This is a genomic window from Herpetosiphon llansteffanensis, from assembly GCF_003205875.1.
Classification (GTDB): domain Bacteria; phylum Chloroflexota; class Chloroflexia; order Chloroflexales; family Herpetosiphonaceae; genus Herpetosiphon; species Herpetosiphon llansteffanensis.
Genome location: NZ_PUBZ01000142.1, coordinates 1 through 21,641, shown reverse-complemented (window position 1 = coordinate 21,641; position 21,641 = coordinate 1). Strand labels below are relative to the sequence as shown.

General features: G+C 47.5%; 13 protein-coding genes. 6 read left to right on the top strand and 7 right to left on the bottom strand.

Annotated features, from left to right (window positions below; all coding sequences use genetic code 11):
• The first annotated feature begins 603 nt into the window (after positions 1 to 603).
• Both C5S61_RS23100 and C5S61_RS23095 read left to right on the top strand, forming a co-directional pair.
• Positions 604 to 3,324: a UvrD-helicase domain-containing protein gene (locus tag C5S61_RS23100; protein WP_164689740.1), complete on the top strand. Its 2,721-nt coding sequence runs from the start codon at positions 604 to 606 to the stop codon at positions 3,322 to 3,324.
• Positions 3,325 to 3,456: 132 nt separating this feature from the next.
• Positions 3,457 to 6,240, top strand: coding sequence for an SUMF1/EgtB/PvdO family nonheme iron enzyme (locus tag C5S61_RS23095; protein WP_110519338.1), 2,784 nt, complete (start codon positions 3,457 to 3,459; stop codon positions 6,238 to 6,240).
• Between the two features lie 428 nt (positions 6,241 to 6,668).
• Here the strand turns inward: C5S61_RS23095 and C5S61_RS23090 are convergent, their stop codons facing one another.
• Positions 6,669 to 9,443 carry an NACHT domain-containing protein gene (locus C5S61_RS23090; protein ID WP_110519336.1) on the bottom strand — a complete coding sequence of 925 codons (2,775 nt, stop codon included), beginning with the start codon at positions 9,441 to 9,443 and terminating at the stop codon, positions 6,669 to 6,671.
• Between the two features lie 86 nt (positions 9,444 to 9,529).
• Here C5S61_RS23090 and C5S61_RS23085 point away from each other — a divergent pair, with 86 nt between their 5' ends.
• The 4 genes from C5S61_RS23085 to C5S61_RS23070 all read left to right on the top strand — a co-directional run bounded on the left by C5S61_RS23085 (position 9,530) and on the right by C5S61_RS23070 (position 14,594).
• On the top strand, positions 9,530 to 9,952 hold the full coding sequence (locus tag C5S61_RS23085; protein ID WP_110519334.1) for a hypothetical protein: 423 nt from the start codon (positions 9,530 to 9,532) through the stop codon (positions 9,950 to 9,952).
• 10 nt (positions 9,953 to 9,962) lie between these two features.
• Positions 9,963 to 10,403, top strand: coding sequence for a hypothetical protein (locus tag C5S61_RS23080; protein ID WP_110519332.1), 441 nt, complete (start codon positions 9,963 to 9,965; stop codon positions 10,401 to 10,403).
• A 911-nt stretch (positions 10,404 to 11,314) separates the two neighbouring features.
• Positions 11,315 to 12,709, top strand: coding sequence for a hypothetical protein (locus C5S61_RS23075; RefSeq protein WP_110519330.1), 1,395 nt, complete (start codon positions 11,315 to 11,317; stop codon positions 12,707 to 12,709).
• Positions 12,699 to 14,594, top strand: coding sequence for a CHAT domain-containing protein (locus C5S61_RS23070; protein WP_110519327.1), 1,896 nt, complete (start codon positions 12,699 to 12,701; stop codon positions 14,592 to 14,594). Before C5S61_RS23075 ends, C5S61_RS23070 begins: the two co-directional genes overlap by 11 nt.
• A gap of 31 nt (positions 14,595 to 14,625) precedes the next feature.
• Here the strand turns inward: C5S61_RS23070 and C5S61_RS23065 are convergent, their stop codons facing one another.
• The 6 genes from C5S61_RS23065 to C5S61_RS27165 all read right to left on the bottom strand — a co-directional run.
• On the bottom strand, positions 14,626 to 15,300 hold the full coding sequence (locus C5S61_RS23065) for a hypothetical protein (protein ID WP_110519325.1): 675 nt from the start codon (positions 15,298 to 15,300) through the stop codon (positions 14,626 to 14,628).
• Positions 15,301 to 15,359: 59 nt separating this feature from the next.
• Positions 15,360 to 16,073: a sigma-70 family RNA polymerase sigma factor gene (locus tag C5S61_RS23060; protein WP_110519323.1), complete on the bottom strand. Its 714-nt coding sequence runs from the start codon at positions 16,071 to 16,073 to the stop codon at positions 15,360 to 15,362.
• A 1,695-nt stretch (positions 16,074 to 17,768) separates the two neighbouring features.
• A protein-coding gene (locus C5S61_RS23050; protein ID WP_110519319.1) for an IS5 family transposase occupies positions 17,769 to 18,550 on the bottom strand; the annotation gives its coding sequence in 2 pieces (ribosomal slippage) (positions 17,769 to 18,202 and positions 18,202 to 18,550; 783 coding nt in all).
• Positions 18,551 to 18,649: 99 nt separating this feature from the next.
• Positions 18,650 to 18,928, bottom strand: coding sequence for a hypothetical protein (locus C5S61_RS23045; protein WP_110519317.1), 279 nt, complete (start codon positions 18,926 to 18,928; stop codon positions 18,650 to 18,652).
• A gap of 1,508 nt (positions 18,929 to 20,436) precedes the next feature.
• Positions 20,437 to 21,387, bottom strand: a complete 951-nt coding sequence (locus C5S61_RS23040; protein ID WP_110519315.1) for a restriction endonuclease — start codon at positions 21,385 to 21,387, stop codon at positions 20,437 to 20,439.
• A gap of 46 nt (positions 21,388 to 21,433) precedes the next feature.
• Positions 21,434 to 21,641: hypothetical protein (locus C5S61_RS27165; RefSeq protein WP_205701469.1), on the bottom strand; the 208-nt coding region annotated here is incomplete at its 5' end.

Here is a 21,641-nt window from a genome sequence, read left to right as displayed (position 1 = left end):
TCGAATATATCGAAATTTTTTACAATCGCCAACGACTGCATTCGGGGTTAGGCTACCAAACACCCGCGATGATTGAAGCAGCGTGGAGCGGATAAGAACGATTGTCCATTAAATCGTGACCACATCAGAAGCGAAAATTGGAACCCTTGTTGCAGCCCAGCAATTACTTGATGATCTCCGTACGCATCAAGGAATTGATACCGCATTAGGGCTTCCGGCAGGGCCTAATTCAGGATTAAGTGTTCGAATTCCTGCATAATACTCATTTCTTATACAAGCGGCATACATATGCTCTGATGATTCAATAATCACCACCGTAAAACCAACTATATTTCTTGTGTGAGGGGTAGGGAGTTTGGAGTGCTGAATCCCCATTCCCTCATGCTCTCCCACTTTCCCTCCTTCAAGGATAGCCTTTCCATCTTATCACGAACAAGAAGCGTGTGCGCTTGTAACGTGTGGACACAGGTTACTACCCAATAACCGCAGCCTCTTGTGGGGAAACGATACAATTGCTACAATGCAACGTACGGTCGTTGGCGGGTCTCGCCCGTAAATGAACCTTGGATGACATGAGGGTAGCTGGAGGCAAAAGGAGCGATGATGTCGGGAATAGTCGTGTTAGTCGTGCTTCTTGGTAGTATCGTAGGAATCCTCATCGTGCTCCGCAGACGTGTTTTAACGACAACTGCGAACATCGCTGGTTTGTCGAAACAGGATGATACATCACATACCACCGATCTGACGGAGCAGGTAGCGCGACTTGAGAACGCATCGCGAGCGCTGTTCGGATCGGAATATCTCGCAGCGTCAGCGGTTGCGGCGTGGCGGCACGCCTATCCTGATGTGGAGCGCTTCGCCACGGATATGACGTGGCTACGCGGCGCACCTCCGGAGGTGGTCTCCCACGTCACCCACCTCTGTGCACCACTGCGGGACGTAGCCGCTGCTGTTCCGGCCTACAATGCCCAGTTTCTGGCCACCCGGATGCAGGAAGAGGCTGATGCCTTTGATACGGTCGAACGCTTCCCACTCACTGAGCGCCAACGAGTAGCAATCGTCACGGATGAGGATACGACGCTTGTACTAGCTGGCGCAGGGACTGGCAAAACGTCGACGATTATTGGCAAGGTCGATTATCTCCTTCGGCGAAAGCTCGCTGCCCCCGATGAAATTCTTGTGCTTGCCTATGGAAAAAAGGCAGCGGAAGAACTCGAAACACGCGTCCAGGAGCTTGGCCATGCAGGAGTCGCCATTCGGACGTTTCATGCCTTAGGGCGGCGCATCATTACCACCGCGCATGGTCGCATGCACCATATCTCGAAGCTCGGAACCGATCCGGCGGCGCGGTTGACCTTTCTCCAAGCGTGTGTCACCGAGCTATGGCTGGATCAACGCCAGCGCATCATCCTGCTCGATTTTTTTATCACTCGGCTTGACGAACCGACGCGTATACAGGCTTCCAGCGCGGACGGTCCGCGCTTTCGCACCCTCACTGGTCAGGTGCTCCGCAGCGCCCAAGAAGTCCAGATCGCCAATTGGCTGACCCTGCATGGCATTGCCTGGGACTATGAGCGCCCCTATCCGATCGTAACGGCCACCAAGGAACGGCAGCAGTATCATCCCGACTTCTACTTGCCGCACTATGATCTGTATCTTGAGCATTTTGGCATTGATCGTCAGGGTCGAACACGGGCTGATATCGATGCTCGCCAGTATCATCAGGATATGGCGTGGAAGCGAGCGATACATCAGACCCATGGCACCCGCTTGCTCGAAACCTTTAGTTATTTTGAAGCCGAGGGTGGTCTGCCGTACCACCTGGAGCAGGTGCTCTGTACAGCGGGTGTTCCTATCACGCCCTTATCCGCGACCCAGCTTGCTCCACTCTTCGCCAATACGGCCTCACCAGCCCATGCCTTTCTCTGGCTCGTCGATCAGTTTCTCCAACTCTTTGATGGCAGTGGATTGGATCTCCCGACGGTGCAGGCGCGGGCCGAGACCCCGCGTGACCATGCCTTCTTGACCCTCTTTCAGGCGATCGCGCACCGCTACCATGCGGAGCTGGCCCGCACCGAGAGCATCGACTTTAATGGGATGATTACCGACGCACGTGCAGCGATTCACGCCGGAGCCTATACGAGTCGCTTCCGCTATCTCATTGTTGATGAATTCCAAGATATTTCGCGCCAGCGGTTGGGTTTATTGCTTGATCTCCGCGCGCAGGTTCCGCACGCGAAACTCTTTGTGGTTGGGGATGATTGGCAAGCCATTTATCGCTTCGCGGGATCAGATATTTCGCTGATTACGACCCTCGAACACCAGGTTGGCCCTACGGCCCAAGTTGCGCTCGATACTACCTTCCGCTATCCGCAAGAACTTTTGGATGTCAGTGCACAGTTTGTTACCGTCAATCCTGCGCAACTGAAGAAATCGTTGCGGGCCTTTGGTGGCGCTGCGGGTGAACCACCGCTCGTGTTTGTGCATCAGACGGAGACAAGCCTTCAGGCAGGAGTGCAGGCGCTTGATGCCGCGATTAGTGATATTCAACAGCACCTTGGTGGGAATGCAGGCAGTATCCTAGTCCTCGGTCGGTATAATCGACAAGCGCCAAGCGATCTGGCACAACGCAGCAGTCAATTGGAAGCCCACGACATCACGCTCACCTTTCAATCGATGCATGCATCCAAAGGCAAAGAGGCCGATTACGTGATTCTGGTTGGTCTCGAGGAGGGACGACTCAGTTTTCCATCAACGATTCCCGATGACCCACTGGTACGGCTTGTCTTGCCCCACGCGGAATCTTTTCCGTTTGCTGAAGAGCGGCGGCTCTTCTATGTCGCCCTTACCCGTGCTCGCAAACGCGTCTATCTCATCATTCCCGCAACCCAACCATCATCGTTTCTCACCGAATTGGAGCACCCTACCTACGCACCCTATCGAACGACGCTCGTTGCTCGTCCGCAGTACCATCACTGCCCAATCTGTCGGCAGGAAACCATTGGCCCTCACCAGGAACGCTGGGGGATTGCATGGCGGTGTATTGCTATCCCTGCCTGCGGTGGGCAGGTACGCACGTGTCGAACATGTACCGTTGGGGCATTGCTTCCCCAAGCGACCGCCGAACCATCGGAACAATGCAGCCAGTGTGGAGCGACGGTGCGGGTGTGCCCGCAGTGTCAGGATGGGGTGTTGATCGAGCGCACGGGAAAACATGGGGTCTTTCTCGCTTGCTCCGCATGGCGCGGTGGTGCGGGATGCCGCTTTACGCAATCCTTGGCAGTACAGCCAAACGATGGAACAACGGCACGATCAGTGATGTAGCATCCGCTAGGATGGCCTAGCCATTCTAGCCATTGATGCGTGTCACTTACCTTAAATAGCCTCGCATCCTCTGCAGACTATGCGATATTAGATACAGGTGTATGAATTCCTTCCTATGTGAGGATTAATGCGATGAGTGATGATCTTAATGCCCGTATTGCTGACCTCGAAGCCCAGTTAGCAGCGCTCAAGCGACAGCACGTCACCCAACAGGTCGAAGCCAGCAATCAGAGTACCGCCCACGATATCCAGCAGATCAGCGGGTCGGGGAATATTCTTTTAAAACAGGTGAGCGTTACTGCGGGTGGCACGCTCGTGGTTGGGGCATCGCCACCTCAACCCAATGCCGAGCAACTTGATGCAGCCCTGACGACTTATCGTACAACGCTACTCAATCAGTATCGTCTGCTGTCATTCCAAGGGTTGTCAACCAGCGCTCAACGCCAGCATGCCCAGATTACCCTCCAATCCGTCTTTATCAATGTGCGAACGAATCACTTCATTCCTGAGTTACAAGACCTGGTTTCCTCCATCGATGCGCCACGCAGTCATCGCCCATATCAGCAATCAGCGCCTCAACTACGTGCGTATACTGACCTCACCCCGAATACTCAACAATGGTTAACCGAATTGCTTGATCCAGAGCTGCTTGCTGCTATACAAGTAACGCCGATGCCTGCATTTGATGCTGCATTGCTCGCACACGCCCGCACGGTCGTGGAATGCGTGCGCCACTATCCTGCGTTGGTGGTCACAGGCATGCCTGGTAGTGGCAAAACGACGGTGCTGCGTTATTTGGCATTATGTTTTTCTCTTGCACATCACACTGCCGATGCACCAGATATCCATTTAGGAATCGCATGGTCGGGAGTCGTCCCCATGCCAATCCTCATCCAATTACGCCGCTTTGCCGAACGCCTGACCCAAGCCCCCCTTGGTGCAGCGGCATTGCTCGATCATATCGAAGCCGTATTGTCTGAGCAGCGCATTCCTCATTTGCACGACTATCTCGATCAGCAACTCCGAGCTGGCCATGTGTTGGTGTTGCTCGATGGCGTTGATGAGATCCTCGACCCGACCAAACGACAGTGGGTCATTCAATCGATTAACCAGTTTCGCGCTCGGTATGCCAATAGCCGTATCGTGGTCACCAGCCGACCTTACGCTTATGTACCGCCCTTTCAGTTAAGTGACCACTTTCAGGTGGTGGAGGTCCAACCAATTGATCGCGTCGAACAATCTTCCTTTATCCAGCGCTGGTATGCTGCGGCGCTTGCCCATGATCCAGTCCTTGCCACCACACGCCAGCAGGATCTTGTGCAGGCCATTCGTCAGCGTCCACGCCTGCACGAGATTGCCGAAAACCCGTTGTTATTGACGTTGATGACCTTGCTCCATTTTGGTGAGGCCACCAGCCTTCCCGATCAACGCACTGAACTTTATGAAAAATGTTTGCTGTTATTGCTTGATGAGTGGGATGTGCTACGCGAGGGTATTCGGCTGGAAACGGTCTTGCATATTACCCTGCAGAAGCGTGATCTTTTGCCCTTGATTCAACCGATTGCCTACCACCTCCAAATGGCTGGACGTGAGGAAGCGACGATGCAGGAAATTACCGCGTGGGTATTAGAGAGGTTTTGCGACCTGACTAACGGCAATGCATGGGAAGCCAAAGTGATGATCAAGCGCTTTTTGGATGTGGTGGAAACGCGCAGTGGGCTCTTAGTCGCCCGCGATATCCAGCAACGTTACGCCTTGCCACATCGCACGTTTCAGGAATATCTCGCGATGCGCGAGCTGGTCAGTGCCGATATTGTCACACGTGAGGTGCTGAACCATCGCCATGATCCGACGTGGCGTGAAGTGCTTTTGCTCCTCATTGGCCATTTGGTCGGATCGGGCCATACTGCTCAAGCCACCGAAATCATCGGCAACATGCTTGATGCGGATGACCATGGTTCAATCGCTTATTATCAGACGGTCGCCTTAGCAGGAGAAATGGTTGAGGAATTGGGGAAGACCCTCGGAAAGCAAAGCAAATTGATTAAGCATTCGGTGGTTACCGAGTTGACAATGCTAGTTGATGGCGGACACCTAAGTGTGAAGCAACGGGTTGCAGCAGCGTTTACTCTAGGGCGATTGGGTGATCCACGCTTGGTGATGCCAGAACAGGCGGGCTACTGGTGTCACTGCGCACCAGGCTCGTTTTGGTTCGGGGATGAACGCAAAACGGAATTAACGCAACAGACCCTTACGTATGGTTTTGCAATGGGGCGGCATCCCGTAACGAATGCCGAATATGCACGCTTTTTAAATGCACCGGACTATACTAATGCTCGTTGGTGGACTCCCCACGCCCACGCACGTTTTCCTGATAAAACCAAATGTGCCCCACTTTGGTGGAATGATTCACGATACAATACACCAACGCAACCGGTGGTAGGGATTACATGGTATGAGGCAGTGGCCTATTGTGCATGGATAAGTGAACAGGTAGGGTATGTGATCCGCTTGCCTACGTCGCTTGAGTATGAACGAGCGGCACGGCATACGAATCAGCGACGATACCCATGGGGGGATGTACCACCCACACCGGAGCATCTTAATTACCAAGAAACATCCGTTGGATATCCAACACCGATCGGTTGTTTTGCTCAAGGCCATGCAGTAAGTGGGATTGCAGATCTGGTGGGGAATGTGAATGAATGGTTAGCAACTGCAATGGATAGCCCAACCTCAACAATTGCCCAAACGGATATAGCTCATAATGAACGTATATTACTTAGTTATAGTGATTATACTGATAAGATACATGAGCTTACATGTGGTGCGCGTGTCGGAAGTAGTCCATTCTTCAGGTTTACCAACTTTGGATTTCGCATCATCACCCTTAGTCCAGTGGATGATACTAAATAAGACAATGTCAGAGTCCTCTTTCATATCACTCTGCATCACTTGCATGCCTTTACAAAGACGGGAAGCATTAGTATAGATGAAATGTGTTTTTCAAATCGAATCAAATACTCCACGGTTATTATGGATGCAATCCAATCGCCAAAGGATAATACAAGCCGTGCCAATTTCCCGACGATTATCGAACTTAAGATATCTAATGATTATACCCAATTACATAATTCTACTGTAATAAGTAATATCAACAGTTCTTCGGCGTGGGTTCAAAGCGTGCGAGTCGTTATTCGCTATCGCACGCAGATTGATGTTATTTCACAGCTTCAAATTATATAATGCTGGATAAATAGCCTAAAGTAGGATGCTCTGTTTATAAATACCACAAGCCGTGTGAATTCCCAAACCTCAAGAATCCAGCATCTAACATTCATATACTATGATGCACCAAGAGCAACCATCCGAAACCCAAAGTTGAGGTCTCTGCCATTCGGAAGGTATCCCTTGCGTGAGCCACAAGAAAGCAAATCTGCTTCAGTATAAAAATTACTATAGCTAAGAAGAATTCCCTGATGTGGATCGCACTCTGGTTGCTCAGACATCTTTAAAGGAGTCGCGTAGCTTGTTGCTAACCACTCACTTACATTCCCCACCAGATCGGATATGAATCCTTCTGCATCGCCCAGCGAAAAACAGCCAATCGGTGTTGGAAGACCAATCATAGTATCCTTATAGTTGATATAGTTTGGTTTTGGAAACTCATTGCCCCAAGGATACCGCCGCTTATCCGTATGCCGTGCCGCCCGCTCCCATTCCAACGATGTTGGCAACCGAACTTTATATCCCAGTTGCTCACTCGCCCAAGCACAATATGCTATGGCCTCATACCACGAAATGCCTACCACCGGTTGCGTTGGCGCATTGTATCGTGAATCATCCCACATCCGTGGAAGGGTGATCCATTGTGCCTGATCATCCCAAGGATGGCCACCAGGTTGTAAAAATGCTAACCCATGTGGTGTCCACCATTGCTCAGTCGTATAGCCGCCAGCTGCAATAAAACGCGCATATTCGGCATTCGTCACCGGATACCGCCCTATTGCGAAATCATAGTTTAGCATCTCTTGCGTTAGTGGTGCATTTTCGGTTTCATCCCCCATCCAAAACGCTCCTGCTGAACATTCACACCAATACTCATCAAGCGCCTCTTGCCACCATGCGTCTAACTCCATCTGCGTATTCAGATATGCCAATGGCAAGCGACGATCAATCTCTAGGAAAAGCGGCTCCTTCACCGTCAGATTTACTGTTTTACCAAAGGCTAAAATCCCATGCGCTAATCCTGCCCGCACCCGTTGTGCCACAGGAACCTGACTATCATCGCGCGTCGTTGCGAGGTGGCACATCATCTGTGTGATTCGCTGCCAGAGTGCAGTTGCCTTATGCAGAGTATCCCCATAATACTGAACCAATGGTCCATGACCTACGATGGTAAGTAACTCGCCCGCAAGGATTTGTGACAAGGAATCGCTCTTTTGAATCAATCCCCTAATCGCCTCCTCAGGAAAATCCAGATCATTCGCTTCCAATACCCGGTAACTGACCATCAAGCGTAAGGCGTTATGCCAGTGAATCTGCGATGCCCGTTCATATACCAATGGCTTCTTATTGACCAATCCCGCTAAATGATAGCCTGCCAAAAATTCTTGAAAGGTACGATGGGGAAAGGCGAAGATTTGCGGGCCGCGCTGAAGTAAGACACCATTCCCCCGTTTAAGTGCATACAAAATTGTTAGGGCTGCCTTATGCTGATCCTCCTCATTCCGTACATATGCGCTTAAACTTTCGGCCAACGAGACAAGGACATCGTACTGACGAAGATCGGCTGGCGCATCACTGGTGGTATCACGTTGTACCTGATCATGCGCTAGAAACCCAAGACGCGCCAGCGCATCAAACAGCTGCTTACGCCCAAAGCCCGGAATCTCCAATCGATCAAGGAGATCGACACGGGTGGCATCTGTTTGTCGCCATCGCACTAACAAAATCTCCAAACACTCTTTATATAACAATGCTTCACTTTCTGGCAAGAATCCGCGACCTGCATGTACAATGGCCATAATCGTCAGAAGCAAGGGCGATGTGGCTAAACGACCAAGTTCAACACGCGTGATAATGGCTTGTTGGAGGCGCTGCGCACGAGCATTTTGCTCATCCGGAAACATCCCCCGTTGCAGCACATATTCACTGTACCATGCTGTCACAAATTGCTGGATTTGGTCATCGGTCAACGGAGCTAATGTCTTCACCTGTGCCCCTGCGAGCTGCCGCTGTGGCTCCTCCTGATAATCTAGAACCCGACAGGTGATCACTATGCGCGTTGTTTGCCACGTCGTTCTGGCTTTCGTGAGGCTCTGCATGAGACGCGGGAGTGGCGTGCCCACAACCTCATCAAGACCATCGGCAATCAGTACAGCTTGTCCATTATGGAGCATCGCCCAGAGTAGAGAGAGCGCAGCGGTACACTGCCAGCGGGCACATTGATCGGCCAAATAGTCTTTCAGATCTCCCAACGGGTCATTCGCAGCAGGGCGTTGATCGACGAACGCCGCCCATTCGCGCAGGATGAGGCGAACCGGAACCCGCCGACCCTGCGTCCAGTCGGACAGCGTAGTGGTGAGTACAGGCGCATCGGGGACGAGCCAAGCATGGGCCAAGCGCTCACAGAGATAATTCACTACCGTGGATTTACCTGCGCCCGGAGCACCCAAGAGCATAGTGACATGGGTTTGATTGATAGCCTTAATCGCACTGATAGAATGACCATGAGATTCACTATTCTGATTCTGCACGTGGAGTGCAATATAAACTTGAGCCAAGCCGATGCCCTGATCACTCGCAGCATCCGTTGCATCAAGCCTTCCTAAGGGAATCGTACTACAATCCCCTGCTAGCCGTTGGACATAATGGGATAGTGCCTGCTCAGCGGCAGTCATTGATGGATCGGGTGGTGCTGCGTGATAATTGTGGGCGTTGATCATCGTCACATCAGTAATCTGTGACTCCTGCGAGGCTGTCACTGCCATGGAAACGGGCGGAGGTTCTGTGAGTACCGGGCCAAGGGCGGCAAGTGCGGCATCCGCTGCAATATCACCGATAATCGCCCGTACCTGTTCAATCGCTGCTCGTTGTGCTGCAAGTGCATCCGTCATCCGAGATTCCTCCGTGACTGCTGAGGATTGACAGGACTAGTATACTCGCCCTAACAACGCATGACTAGTCACTAGCGGAGTTCTGTATGCCATCAGCAACCGTCTATCAGCAGCTTCCCACGGAGACGTTACTAACCCTGCTCACGAAAGAGCGCACCAATTTAGCCACGATTGCCATCCAATCAAGCAGCTATGCGAGTAGTGAGCAGCCACTCCATCAGCACAATATCCTTGATGAGGTGCTTCAGCGCATTCAGCAGATCATGACCGAACTCACTGCTCGAGGAATAGCTATTCCTGCGTCACATCCTGCATCGCCCTCGCATGTAGCTCCATCGGTTACGACTGCATCATCTATGGGTGGGAGTCAGCGGGTAACGGCACGGAATGGCAGTACAATTTATGGGATACGACAAGAACAAACTGAGGCGACCGAGCAAATTGCTGAAGCGATTAACCAGAGTACGATTGTTGATGGAGATCAACAGCAGGGCCCGCGACCCATTTAGGAGAGTATCCATGACGCTTGCCGATCTGACGACCCAGACCGTGGCCATCTTACTGCCCGCCATGCCGGTTATCACGAGTATCGGTGAAGGATTTGCCAATGAAATCGGCAAAGAGGGCTATCACCATGCTCACGCCTTACTCGGGACAATCAAAGGGTGGTTTCAACGGACTCCCGATGCTAAAGCTGAGAAGGCACTGAACAATTTTGAAGATGATCCTGAGAGATATGTTGAGATATTTGCGCGGCAGCTTGAGCGTTATTTGTCCGAGCATCCGGCGGTAGAGACGGAGCTGACGGAGACACTTGCAACCGAAAAATTTCAATCGATTGTAGCAACCAATACATCGATTGTTGAACATATCACCATGAAATTGACTGGGGCAGGGCGACAAGAAATTCGTGCTGACAGCAATTCCCATATTTCAGGCGTGGATATGAGCAGCACTTAATAACAGATTTATCGATTCATACTAGGTGTATGCGAGGAGCGAATCCATGAGTAATAATGATCCAAATGCAGAAATTGCTTAAAAGACCATTTGGTAAAGCTTGAACGCTACCACACGATCTAATAGTTCATGGCTACAAACCGAGCATCACGATATCCAACAGGTCAGTAGAACAAGCAACATCCTCTTGAAACAGGTAGAAGAAAGAGATCATCTGTTCGTGGTTAGTACATCGTCCTCCGCAACTAATCCAGAATAAATTGATGTAGGACTCACGACGTATCATTTCAGTCCTTAAATGAAAGCATACAGAAATGCAGTGATGGTTGGCATAGTGGCCTTCAAAACCAACCATCACTTCTCGATCAAAAGCAAATGAGCATCTTAAAATACCTCTCTTATTTAAAACCTACTTAAGTAGCATTAATCATCTGTATAGACATTGCGAATGTGGTCTCGTAGATTATGCCAATCATTCACGTAGTGCTACTACTTTCGATATTTTTCCGACTATAGGCCTAACAATAGGTCTCACTTCATACTATAAAATTCGTCCATGATCTATAGTGTACATACAAGTGATACTATGATGCTACGGAGTTACAGAGATTTCACTAATAGCTCAAATGTTATTAATTGCGGATTGTGTCGAGGTTTTTTTCATATGTTATATATTATTCATATATAATTGTATGAATTTCAATTAATTTTATATAATAAATATTATTCAATAAAATCATTATAACGTGCTATCTAATTCAATCAATGAAATAATAAAAGGATAATTCACTTTGAATTCATCTTTGATTAGTCTATAGTTGAAAATGAAAGATAGTTATTGATTATTCAATAGGTAGATATATGCTATAATTAACTTATGATATCGACATGAATTTAAGATAGTACACGGTATGATTGATATATTTTATATTCTTCGTGATGCATTAATCCATCCAACCCAACTTTTGTTGAATCTCCATCGCCAGCGCTATCGCTATCGACAACTCGGCTTGGCCATGGCTTTGTGGCTTGGGTTTTGGTTGGTAACGATTGGCAGTGGATTGCTGCTCATGCTTGACACTCCGCCGCTTATTTTAGGCTTAAGCCTTGTTTTGCCCCAAATTTTTTTGGTTGTGATTTGTGCCTGGGCGATCGTCATGGGAACAAGCAATGCTTTTCGTTATCGCGTTGCTGATGGGCTTTATTTGAGCGAGCCAGTTTTTTTGCAGCGTTCGTACTATGCTTTTTGGCCACTTCGTATGCAGCTTGCATGGGTTCCTACATTGTTTGGCCTCTCTGCAGTGCTGTCGCAATTTCTGCATACCAATGATCCGCGCTTGTTGATGCTCTTTTTGATCGTAATTGGGTGCACACTAGGATCGTTATTCGTGACAACCCATATTGCCTTGCCCACGATGTTAACGACTCGTATTTGGCTTGGTTTGATGTTGCTTTGGATGCAGCTTGGCTTAATTCCCATGATCGGCACGCTTTGGTTTAGCCTCGCTTTTTTCGGTCTCGGTTTATGGATTGGCATCGTGCGGCCTATCAGTTGGCTCTGGCAGTCGCTCGTCAGCATCTGGATTGGCTGTTTGATCCGGTTTTCACACCAGCCTTGGCGTTGGTGGCGCTATCATCCAGCTCTGTACGATGAGTTAGCCCTCTTACCCTTGTTTGGTTTAAGCTGGAGCTTACGCCAGCTTTATCAGCTTGATCCAGATCGCGGGTTTAAAGCATTAATCGCGGTTTATCGCCTAAGCGCTCAACGTCCAGCTGTACGCCGCACAATTAAGCAACTCTTGCATGATCAAGGCGCTAGTGCCAGTTTATTCTGGCAGCTTAGCTCCGACCAACAAGGGATTCTGTTGCTGCAACAGCTTAATCGGCGAGCGCAGGTTCTGCATCCATTAATCAAGCACATTGCAGTCTGTAGCCAAATTGAAGAACCACAGGCATGGCCGCGGGTCATTTCCAACATGCAGCCAGTCCTAACAGCCTATGCTGCAAATCCTGCATTGTTGCAAATAAGCGCCAGCCTACAACTCATTGCCACGATTCTTACAAGCACCGAAGTAGCGCCAGCCTATACTGCACTCCAGAGCTACACGGCTGAACCGCAGAGCTTGCTTGAACGTGCAATCATCGAGTTACAAGCGAACGATCAACGTCCGGCCGTGCCCCACGTGCTGCCGCCAACTGGTGCTTTGTTGACCGGCTGGCCACGCCATGCACTGCTATCAACCATCGAACAGCTGAATTTTCTTCACAATCAAGCTAAGTACCAAGGGATAAGCTATGCACATTGAAGAATTTACCCTAACCTTCAAGCGGCTGAGCGATCCTATGAGTCCGCTGCCCTATAACGTTATTACCAAACACTCATGGATTCCGGTCGTTGGCGGCTTATTCAATTCAACATCCCAACAGTCCTTTCGTGCCGATCAACTGCATGCGATTCAACAAGAGTATAGCGAGTACTTAGAACTTGCGCATAGTCTGCAAATTGATTCACCAGTTCCATTAAGCATACCCAGTAAGCATGACCTCTACGATTTTGGCAATCGCGTTGCGAGTTTATTACCAGCAGCAACGCGACGAAGTTTGGCCCAAGCAATTAATCGCACCCATCGAGTCAAGCATCAGCTACGTATTGTCTTGAATTTTTATCCCGATGTGTTAGAACTACTGGCCGTGCCGTGGGAATTAATCACCACCGCCTTGGATTTAGAGGATGCTGCAAGTGCAACGCTCAACCAGATTGATCAATTCGTTGAGCGCGATTTTTTGTTGCAGAACCCACGCATGAGCGTGGTACGTCAGATTCATGGGGTTGGCGTGCAAGCTGACAGCACCATAGTGCAGCCTTTGCCGATTGAGGCGCTGCTTGCGCATCCAGTTGGCGCGCCTCCAATTATCAATCACGCCTCAATTCGCAAGCTATTTGAGCCTGAGCATTATTTTGACCAAGCTGGCAGCCTTGAAGGCTTACTGCAACGCATCCAAACCCATCAGCCTCGGGTGGTACATATTGTGGCGCATGGTGGACCAGTTGAAATTGAAGCAGGGTTGACGCGCTATGATTTATTATTAACCCATCAAGCAGGCTTTGTACGGCGGGTAGGGGCTGCCGATTTAGCTCCGATTCTCAACAATAGCGCTGAGCTACGCTTGGTTGTGTTACATGCGTGTTATGCAGCAACCCAAGCGGCTTCAGCAGATGATGCGAGCTTAGAGCAGCAACGTGGCGTGGTTGAAGGTGTGGCATTAGGCTTGATTCGGCGGGGAATTTCGTTTGTGGTGGCGTTTCAAGGTGAAATTGGCCAAGATGCAGCGGTTATTTTTAGCAAAGTGCTCTATCAACAACTTGATAGTGGTGTTCCGCTCGAATTTGCCGTAACCCAAGCTCGTTTAGCGATTACGGCGCATATTCCTGCGGCTGTGGTCGATTGGAGCTTACCAGTTATTTATCGGGGCGCGATTATTAATGATGCCTACACCAACGATACGCGCTTGGGCGAGCGTAGCCAACGCCTGATAGAGCGACCGAAGGTGCTGCGTTGGTTTCAAATAAGCTGGATTGGCATAGCGGTGCTTGGGTTAAGCATCGCGATCGTTATTCCGTTCTACTATCCAAATGCGAGTTTGCTGCACATTGCGGAGAGTGCGTCAACCACAATCAATACGCTCAGTTGGCTTGGGCTAATTATTCCTACAATTTTGGCAATTTTTTATCGTCCCTATTTTCAGCCCACCTATATGGAACCTGCAACCAGCCGTTTTTTACGCACAACCAAATTTTTGGGCGCGTATTTTGGCTATGGGTTGAGTTATATTCTGCTGGTTGCAGCCTACAGTTTCATATTTATTATTTTTGGTCAATCAATCGGATTAAAGCCCTATAACTATCTGCTGATGCTGTTGCTCATAAGCTGCAACAGTATTGGATGCGCTCTTTTTATGCGCCGCTTTACCAGCAATCAATGGGCTTTAGGTATGTATGATTCGCCGCAAACCCAAACGATCAACCACATTATCATTTTCTGTATGACGCTTGTGTTTCTTGTGCTCGTTCCGGTCTTGTTTAATTATGCCCTCAAGCATCTGCAGTGGATGCTAGCAGTTCCATCCTTGGCGATGGTGATGTCACTGCTCAGTTTATTTATGGTTTTGAGCACGCGAGAAGACGATTAGCCATGCTTCTCGTAAAGCATGGCTAATCGATTTAGAGTTCGGCGCAGGTTAATACAATGCCTTGACTTAATTCTGCTGCAGGAATGGTTGTAAACTCAGCGGTGCCTTGCGCATTCGTGGTTTGGCTATAGCACTGCTTGCTGGTTTGGACGATGACCTGCCATTGTTTGGGTTGTGGTTCGCGTAATGTCACCTTGAATACAGGCAGGCTTTGGGTATCTATCAGTGCCACAACGAAAAATGGTTTGCCAGTAAATTCGGTTAATTGGCTATTGTACAGCGCAGTAGTAGCCATTGTTGGCAGCATGGGTTGAAGGTTAATCGTGGGCAGATGTAGCTCAAGCTGGCGTTTGGCTGCTTGCCACAGTTTCAACCACTTTTTCGGATCTTTCCGCTCGGCGGTTGGGTCTGGCTTGGTAAAAAATGTCCGCTGCTTTTGCAATTCAACCTGCTGGGACGCGTTAGCATACGCACGTAACATTTCCACAACCTCACCATACTCCACAGCACAATCGAGACAGAGATTAAGATGTTCAAACAAGACGGTAAACCTATGATTCTGATCAATATTAAGTTCATTAGCCTTTAACTGGGCTGCTTGTAGCAGAAGATCATGATAATTGGCACATCGCTCAGGCTTGGCAGTTAAGAGATTATATAACTGCTCTATACGCTCATGTGAGTTCTGATAATCTTGATAGCACATACTAGCCTCATTGAGTATAGACAGATAATAATACACGATCAAGCAATCTCCCAAGCGCGCTATGATTCCACCAAGACTTGCTCAAGCATCTGCGTAACGGAGGGATGCTCGCGCAATTTTTTGAGTGCCCGACTTTTGATCAAACGCACTTGTTCGGGTTTCATCGCCAATTCGGCTGCAATCACGCGCGGTGTCTCGTCGGAAAAGTAGCTGCGATAGATAATTTCAAACTCTAGCGGATTGGTCAAGCTTGCGTTGAGCACGTGCTGTAAGGCAGCTTCTGTTAATGCTCGCTCAACGTTCTGGATCGATTGATCAGTAGCGACATTGCTTCGGTCATAGTCATCATTAAGGCTCACGCTCTTTGGTTCTTTTGCCAAGGCCTTTGGGGCATTGCGCATACAGGCAAACGCATACGCCAAAAGATGTTGCGGCTGAATCTCGCCAAGTTTGCGAATCACAATCATGACAGCATCGGCTGCAAAATCTTCTAATTCGTCAGCTGAGTATTTTGATCGCCGTCCAGCTTGGATGCACGCTCGTTGGAGATCATAGGCTGCATCCTCAGCCTGCTGTTGTAGCCCAGAATAGAGCATTTCGTTATAGTGTGCTATCAGTCGCCGCCTGATAATTTTTGGGTCATCGATGGTTTCGGTCATGCACCATATACGCATTTGTTCAATGATGGCGCTGGCCTGAGGGGTGTATTGCCAGTGATACTCGTTGACAAGCTGTTGCCAGATTTCTGCTACGTGATCTTCAATTATTGACATAACTATCCCTCTATAAGATAAGTATTAGGGAAAACGATAAATTGATGATACGTTTTTAGAAAATCCGCCTCCTTCTTTTTGAGGAAGAAGATTAATCATTCGAAGCACCTTTAAAATCAAAATTTTGCCTAATACAGATCGAAACATAATTGTGCTGATTTTGTTTCAATCTGTATTAGGTTCCTATAGGTTAATGGCTCCTACCCCACCAAGCAATCAAAATGATCATTGCAATTATGATTAATAATCCTAATTTAATGGGGTCATCTTGATTTGAAGATGTTAGCGCTAGATAAGACATTGCAGCTAATCCAATCTTAGAGATTAATCCATACATGGATTCTCGCGGATTTAGTGGAGGCGGTTTTTTGATCATCAAAATTCCTCCTACAAGAGGATAATAATATAAATCTCTTTACTTCAGGCTAGAGATTTATATTATATGAATGGCAACATGATCGTAGATCGAAACATTGCCTTATCTTGATTTTTACATAATAACCCTCCTTTTAAGCTATCCTACTTAATGTAGATATAGCTTATTTGGATTTTAAGAACTTTTCCTTAAAAGTCAATGATTTTAATATAGTGATTTGGTTGGTTGGATTTGAGACTAATTTAGATACTTTGATCGTTGAAAGCAAAAGCATTTAGAATTCTTATCTACATCTATGATACGACTGGTGCGAGTTATTGCGACAGAATCGGTTGACAAACAAAGACAGAAATCCCCATATGGACGTGCTTAACCACCATCAACAAGAGAGCCTCCCAGGGTGAGTAGAGCATTTTCTAACCTGATCACAATTATCTATGTGCATTGGTATCAACCGACCACATACTATCCCAGTTGTCCCTAGACCAGCGCCAGCACTAACACCAAGTGAGTTTTAACAATTCTTTTGGCGATCGATGGTGTTCCATTTTCCAGTGAAACAGGCTTCTTAGATTTCTGTAGGCAACCCATAGGTATTTATTCCCAACCGCCTCACCAAAGCCAATTCAATTGCCATGACCAGCGGCTGTGTGACGTATTCGAACCACTGCGGCGCTCATGGGCGATGATCATGCATCCGCAGGCCATTTCGCTACAAAATCCATACTCATGTTTAGGTTATATAGAGCCAAAAAACCGCAGTGCCTTCTTTGGGATAGCCAAAATAGTGGGATTTGCGGCTGACGTAAACTCCACTATTTTGTCTGTAAATTGGTCATGCTCACTTGCTCGACGGGATTCCAGTAGCAAAAGCCCTCATGCTAGCTCATACCGATGAACGGGCTGCTGCGGACGAAATTCTTGACTAGGTTACCAATACTCATGAGCAGGCCAATAAAGAGTTCCTTGGAATACAACCGATAATCACATCTGGACGGCCAAACGCCACAATCAACGGCGTAATCCTACCCCATTTGATTACCTATTGGAATCAATCAGCAAACGGAGCAAAGGGGCATTTCATAAAACGCAAAATAAGGGACGACATGTCAAACACCTGTTGTCCGAAACGATTGAAGGAGTGGTGAACCGCATTGCAACAAAGGTGATCAATATGGCCTTGAAAGCAGTATTGCGAGCACGGTTTGAGATCGATGTCCTCACATTTACCATGGTCAAGGAATCCGAACTCACGTCAGGCGTATAATACGATTTCTGTATTATTTTTGTAATTATTAGCTTTTTTACTAGAAGTAGTCTCATAAATGCCGGAGAAGAATACGCATACATCCAAGCAGCATAAATCCATGGAAATTTTCGAGATAGAATTCGTACCGAACCACCAAACGGCGGAAGTTCTGTACCCACGCAAACAGGCGTTCAACCTTCCACCGGCGGGCAGAGCGACGTAATGCTCGGCCATCTTGGGTCGCTGGTGCGGTGCGGTTTCGCCGATGGGGCGCAATCATGGTGATCCCGTTTTCCGCCAAGACTTGATCAAGCGGATCGCTATCGTAGGCTTTATCGCCAATCAAGCGCTCTGGCAGACAATCCAAAAATCCAGCGTCGAGGGTCGCGGTGACAAGGCGCACTTCATGGGTTTGCGCCGTGGTCGTATGCACCGCAATCGGCAATCCATGAGCATCAGCAATGGCCATCACCTTCGTGCCTTTGCCGCGCTTCGTAAGACCAACGCCAGCGCCCCTTTTTTCGCCGGAACAAATGTCCCGTCGATAAAGGCTTCGGTCTGATCGATGCCATCATTATCGAACACCGGTAACGCGAGCTGGGTGACAACGGTCTGAAAGGTTCCCTCGGCAACCCAGCGTTGGAATCGGCGATGACAGGTTTGATAGGGGGGATAGTCGTCGGGTAAATCCTTCCAGCGTGCCCCAGTTTGTAAGACCCACAAGATGCCATTCAAGGCAGCGCGTGAATCAGCCCATGGTCGTCCGCGCCCATCGGCACGGCGTGGTAATGGGGGCAGAAAGGGGGCAATTGCAGCCCATTCGTCATCACTCAGATCGGTTGATACGGCCATTGCGCATCCTCCAGTCACACGGTCAGAAGGAGTATATCATTTATGAGACTACTTCTAATAATTAAATTCAATATTTATCCTAGGATGAATATTGATATTTTATTTCAACACATTGGTTGTATAATTTATTATTATTAATAATAATGTAACAATAAATAATACAACCAATGTGTTGAGTATATTTTTAAGCCCCATTTGATATTTTTCTGCATCTTCTTTCGAAATAGAAAATATTATACCATAGCGAACGATATTCCATACTGTCAATATTATCACAAAAACTAATAAGAAATCCAAAAAAAGTATTATATTTGAAGTATAATCTAAATTCGAGCCTAATAGGTCATAATTTTTTATTTTAAATAATAGATCAATCATAATTAAATTCCACAAAATTTATCCGCAAAATATTTGATTTATATACCTAATTTTATTATTATTACTTAAAATAATAAATAGTAAAAAAGAAGAATCTTTGAGTAATAATAAATAGGTAAAGCATACAATGGTAAATTGTAATCAAATATCGATTCCCTTTAGAGTACGATGGAGAAAAGGTTTTGCATGAAAAACCTGATCAACAATGCTGTATGCGGTCTCAATTAACAATCGGCAAATCCATTGTCCGCAAACCATTGATAAAATGCCCGATAGCTGCCACCTTTGAGAGGAAAGCCAAATCAATTATGACCACTTAGTTTGGATTGAGTTTGGCTTGGAGATGATGCTTGATAGTTATTATGACAACATTAAGACAGTCTGTTCAAGCAGAATAATGGTGTTTATTCAACTAGCAACACTAATCATATAAAGTATTACAAAGGCTCAAAATGGTAGTAATCACTACTATCGCCTGCTATAAAACAATCCTATATTCAGTATGGAAATTAGTAAAGATATCTATAGGCCTATAACCTGTCTTGATACCAGTGATGAATGATTGTTCATGCTGAACATATGAGCAGTAATTAATCGCATTCACTCAACATCATACATCTATACTAAACCTATGGGAGAAGCGATTCCTGACACATATTCATATTGTTGGACTTCGCGATGTCATATCATACACGCCAGCCGTCATTGACTATGTCTCAGTGCTTATTGGCATTACCGCATCATGATATTCAGATTAATACACTCTGTACCATCACGCTGGGTTGCGTTTATAGATCCGCATCGCGAACCGATACGACACCAGCATACTGCTGACACTCCACGCGAGAATAATCAACTTCGGGTTCTCTCAGGACTGCGCCATCAACAGCGCCCAGATAGCACCATTAAGGTTACGTGCTGATGGTCGGCAAAGGTGTAAACTGGCAACGGCATCGATACGATTAACACAAACGCTGCACTGCCAAACGGCACGCGGTGGATCGAACCGTCAACGGTACCAACCATATTGACCGATGGTATGGCAACGGCGGCATAATAATCCTAACCATACCACCGACCACAAGCCATTCTATGATTGCCGCCGATGGACGGAAACGCATGCTGAGCGCAACTACCAGAACGCCACCAACGCACTAAATCGATGCTTCGAATGCCGTGTGAATATGGACGCGAAGTACGCTGCGTGCGGTATCCAGTACCGCGACCATCCTGTGAAGTACGCATCGATGCAGCCTGTTACGAGCAACGCATCGCGCATGCGGGATATGACCTACGCGGCTGCTTGGTGCGGGTTTGCTGCTCACGCATGGTCAGCGATGAAGCGGTCAAGCACCACATTGAAGTCATCAGCAATGGCCTGCGGAAAGTGATGCGGTGCTGGAATGGTGACACGTGTTCCATCACCCAGCTGCGCAACCAGGCGTGTGAGTATTATTTGGACGGAAAACCGCATTTTCGAAATTTTTCACAAGCTTATTAATTTTTATCTACTCATATTCAAGCTGACGTTGCGTTGTTAACCGTCGATACCGTTGCTCAACAAGATTATCTAATGCGATTGTTGTTTGTATCAATGCCTCGACATCGCGCGGCCCAAAACAAACAATTGGATGGTGACTGATATATGATTTAATGTGCTCACGCGCACCAGAGGTAAACCCTGACATCGATATAAACAGCCCTCGGTAATGAGTGCGATGTGCTAATTTTCCATAAAAGTCGCGAATATCTTTTGCTTCAATGGGGTTTTTATGCCATTTACACTCAACCAAATAGTAGGCATGATTTTTCACAAGAACGAGATCGAGTTCTTCACCTCGTGTAATAACGTTTGATTCAAGGTTCCAGCCTTCGTGCTTCGCCAACTCAGTTATAATACGTTCTAGAGCTTTTCCTCGTTTTTGTGCTGAAAGGCTATGAGCGTCCAGATACATCTGACGTATATTCATTTTTGCTCGCCATTCAAGTACGGATCGACGCCCAACAGAGGTTATTAAAAATAATCCCCCTAATGCATGAGCCTCAATAAAGCCCATCACATCTAACATACGAAGATGGGTTACTAAATAATTGGTGTCCATACTGAGATCACGAGCAAGGTCTTCATAGAAATAGGGTGCATGTTTGCCATTGGTTTCATACTGCCACATCAGCCGATTAAGAATTTGTGTTCTTGCTTGTTGATGCTGCTCTATTTGAACACTATCAGCGAGTTTATTCTCCTCAACAAAGAGAACTCCAGCAGTATTCAATATGTATGCCCCACCGATAGCATACGCGCTTATGAGTTTCTGATCCTCTAATCCCTCAACCTCATCCCAGAATACTTCATCATCAATATTATTTTCCTCCCGAAAGGAATGAAGACTGAGAAACGTGGGATCATCAAAATAGCGTTCATACAATGCCTTTAATAAAGTATTTTGTATCGATGACATATCATTGCATCTCCGTAGAATTAGGATGAAGTATGTTTTTAGTATTTTAATTCTCTTCCCAGTCTTCTATGTCTGAATATTCTGGTCTTTCGCTTCCATAGATTTTCAACCCCGGTGATTCTTCCTCTGATGTGGTCCTGAACGTATAGACGAGTATGGTATCATACTGATACGGGAAAGGAATCCACCAATGACACGGCAAAAACCACGCACCTTTACGGCGGAATTTCGCCACATGGCCATTGATCTCGCGT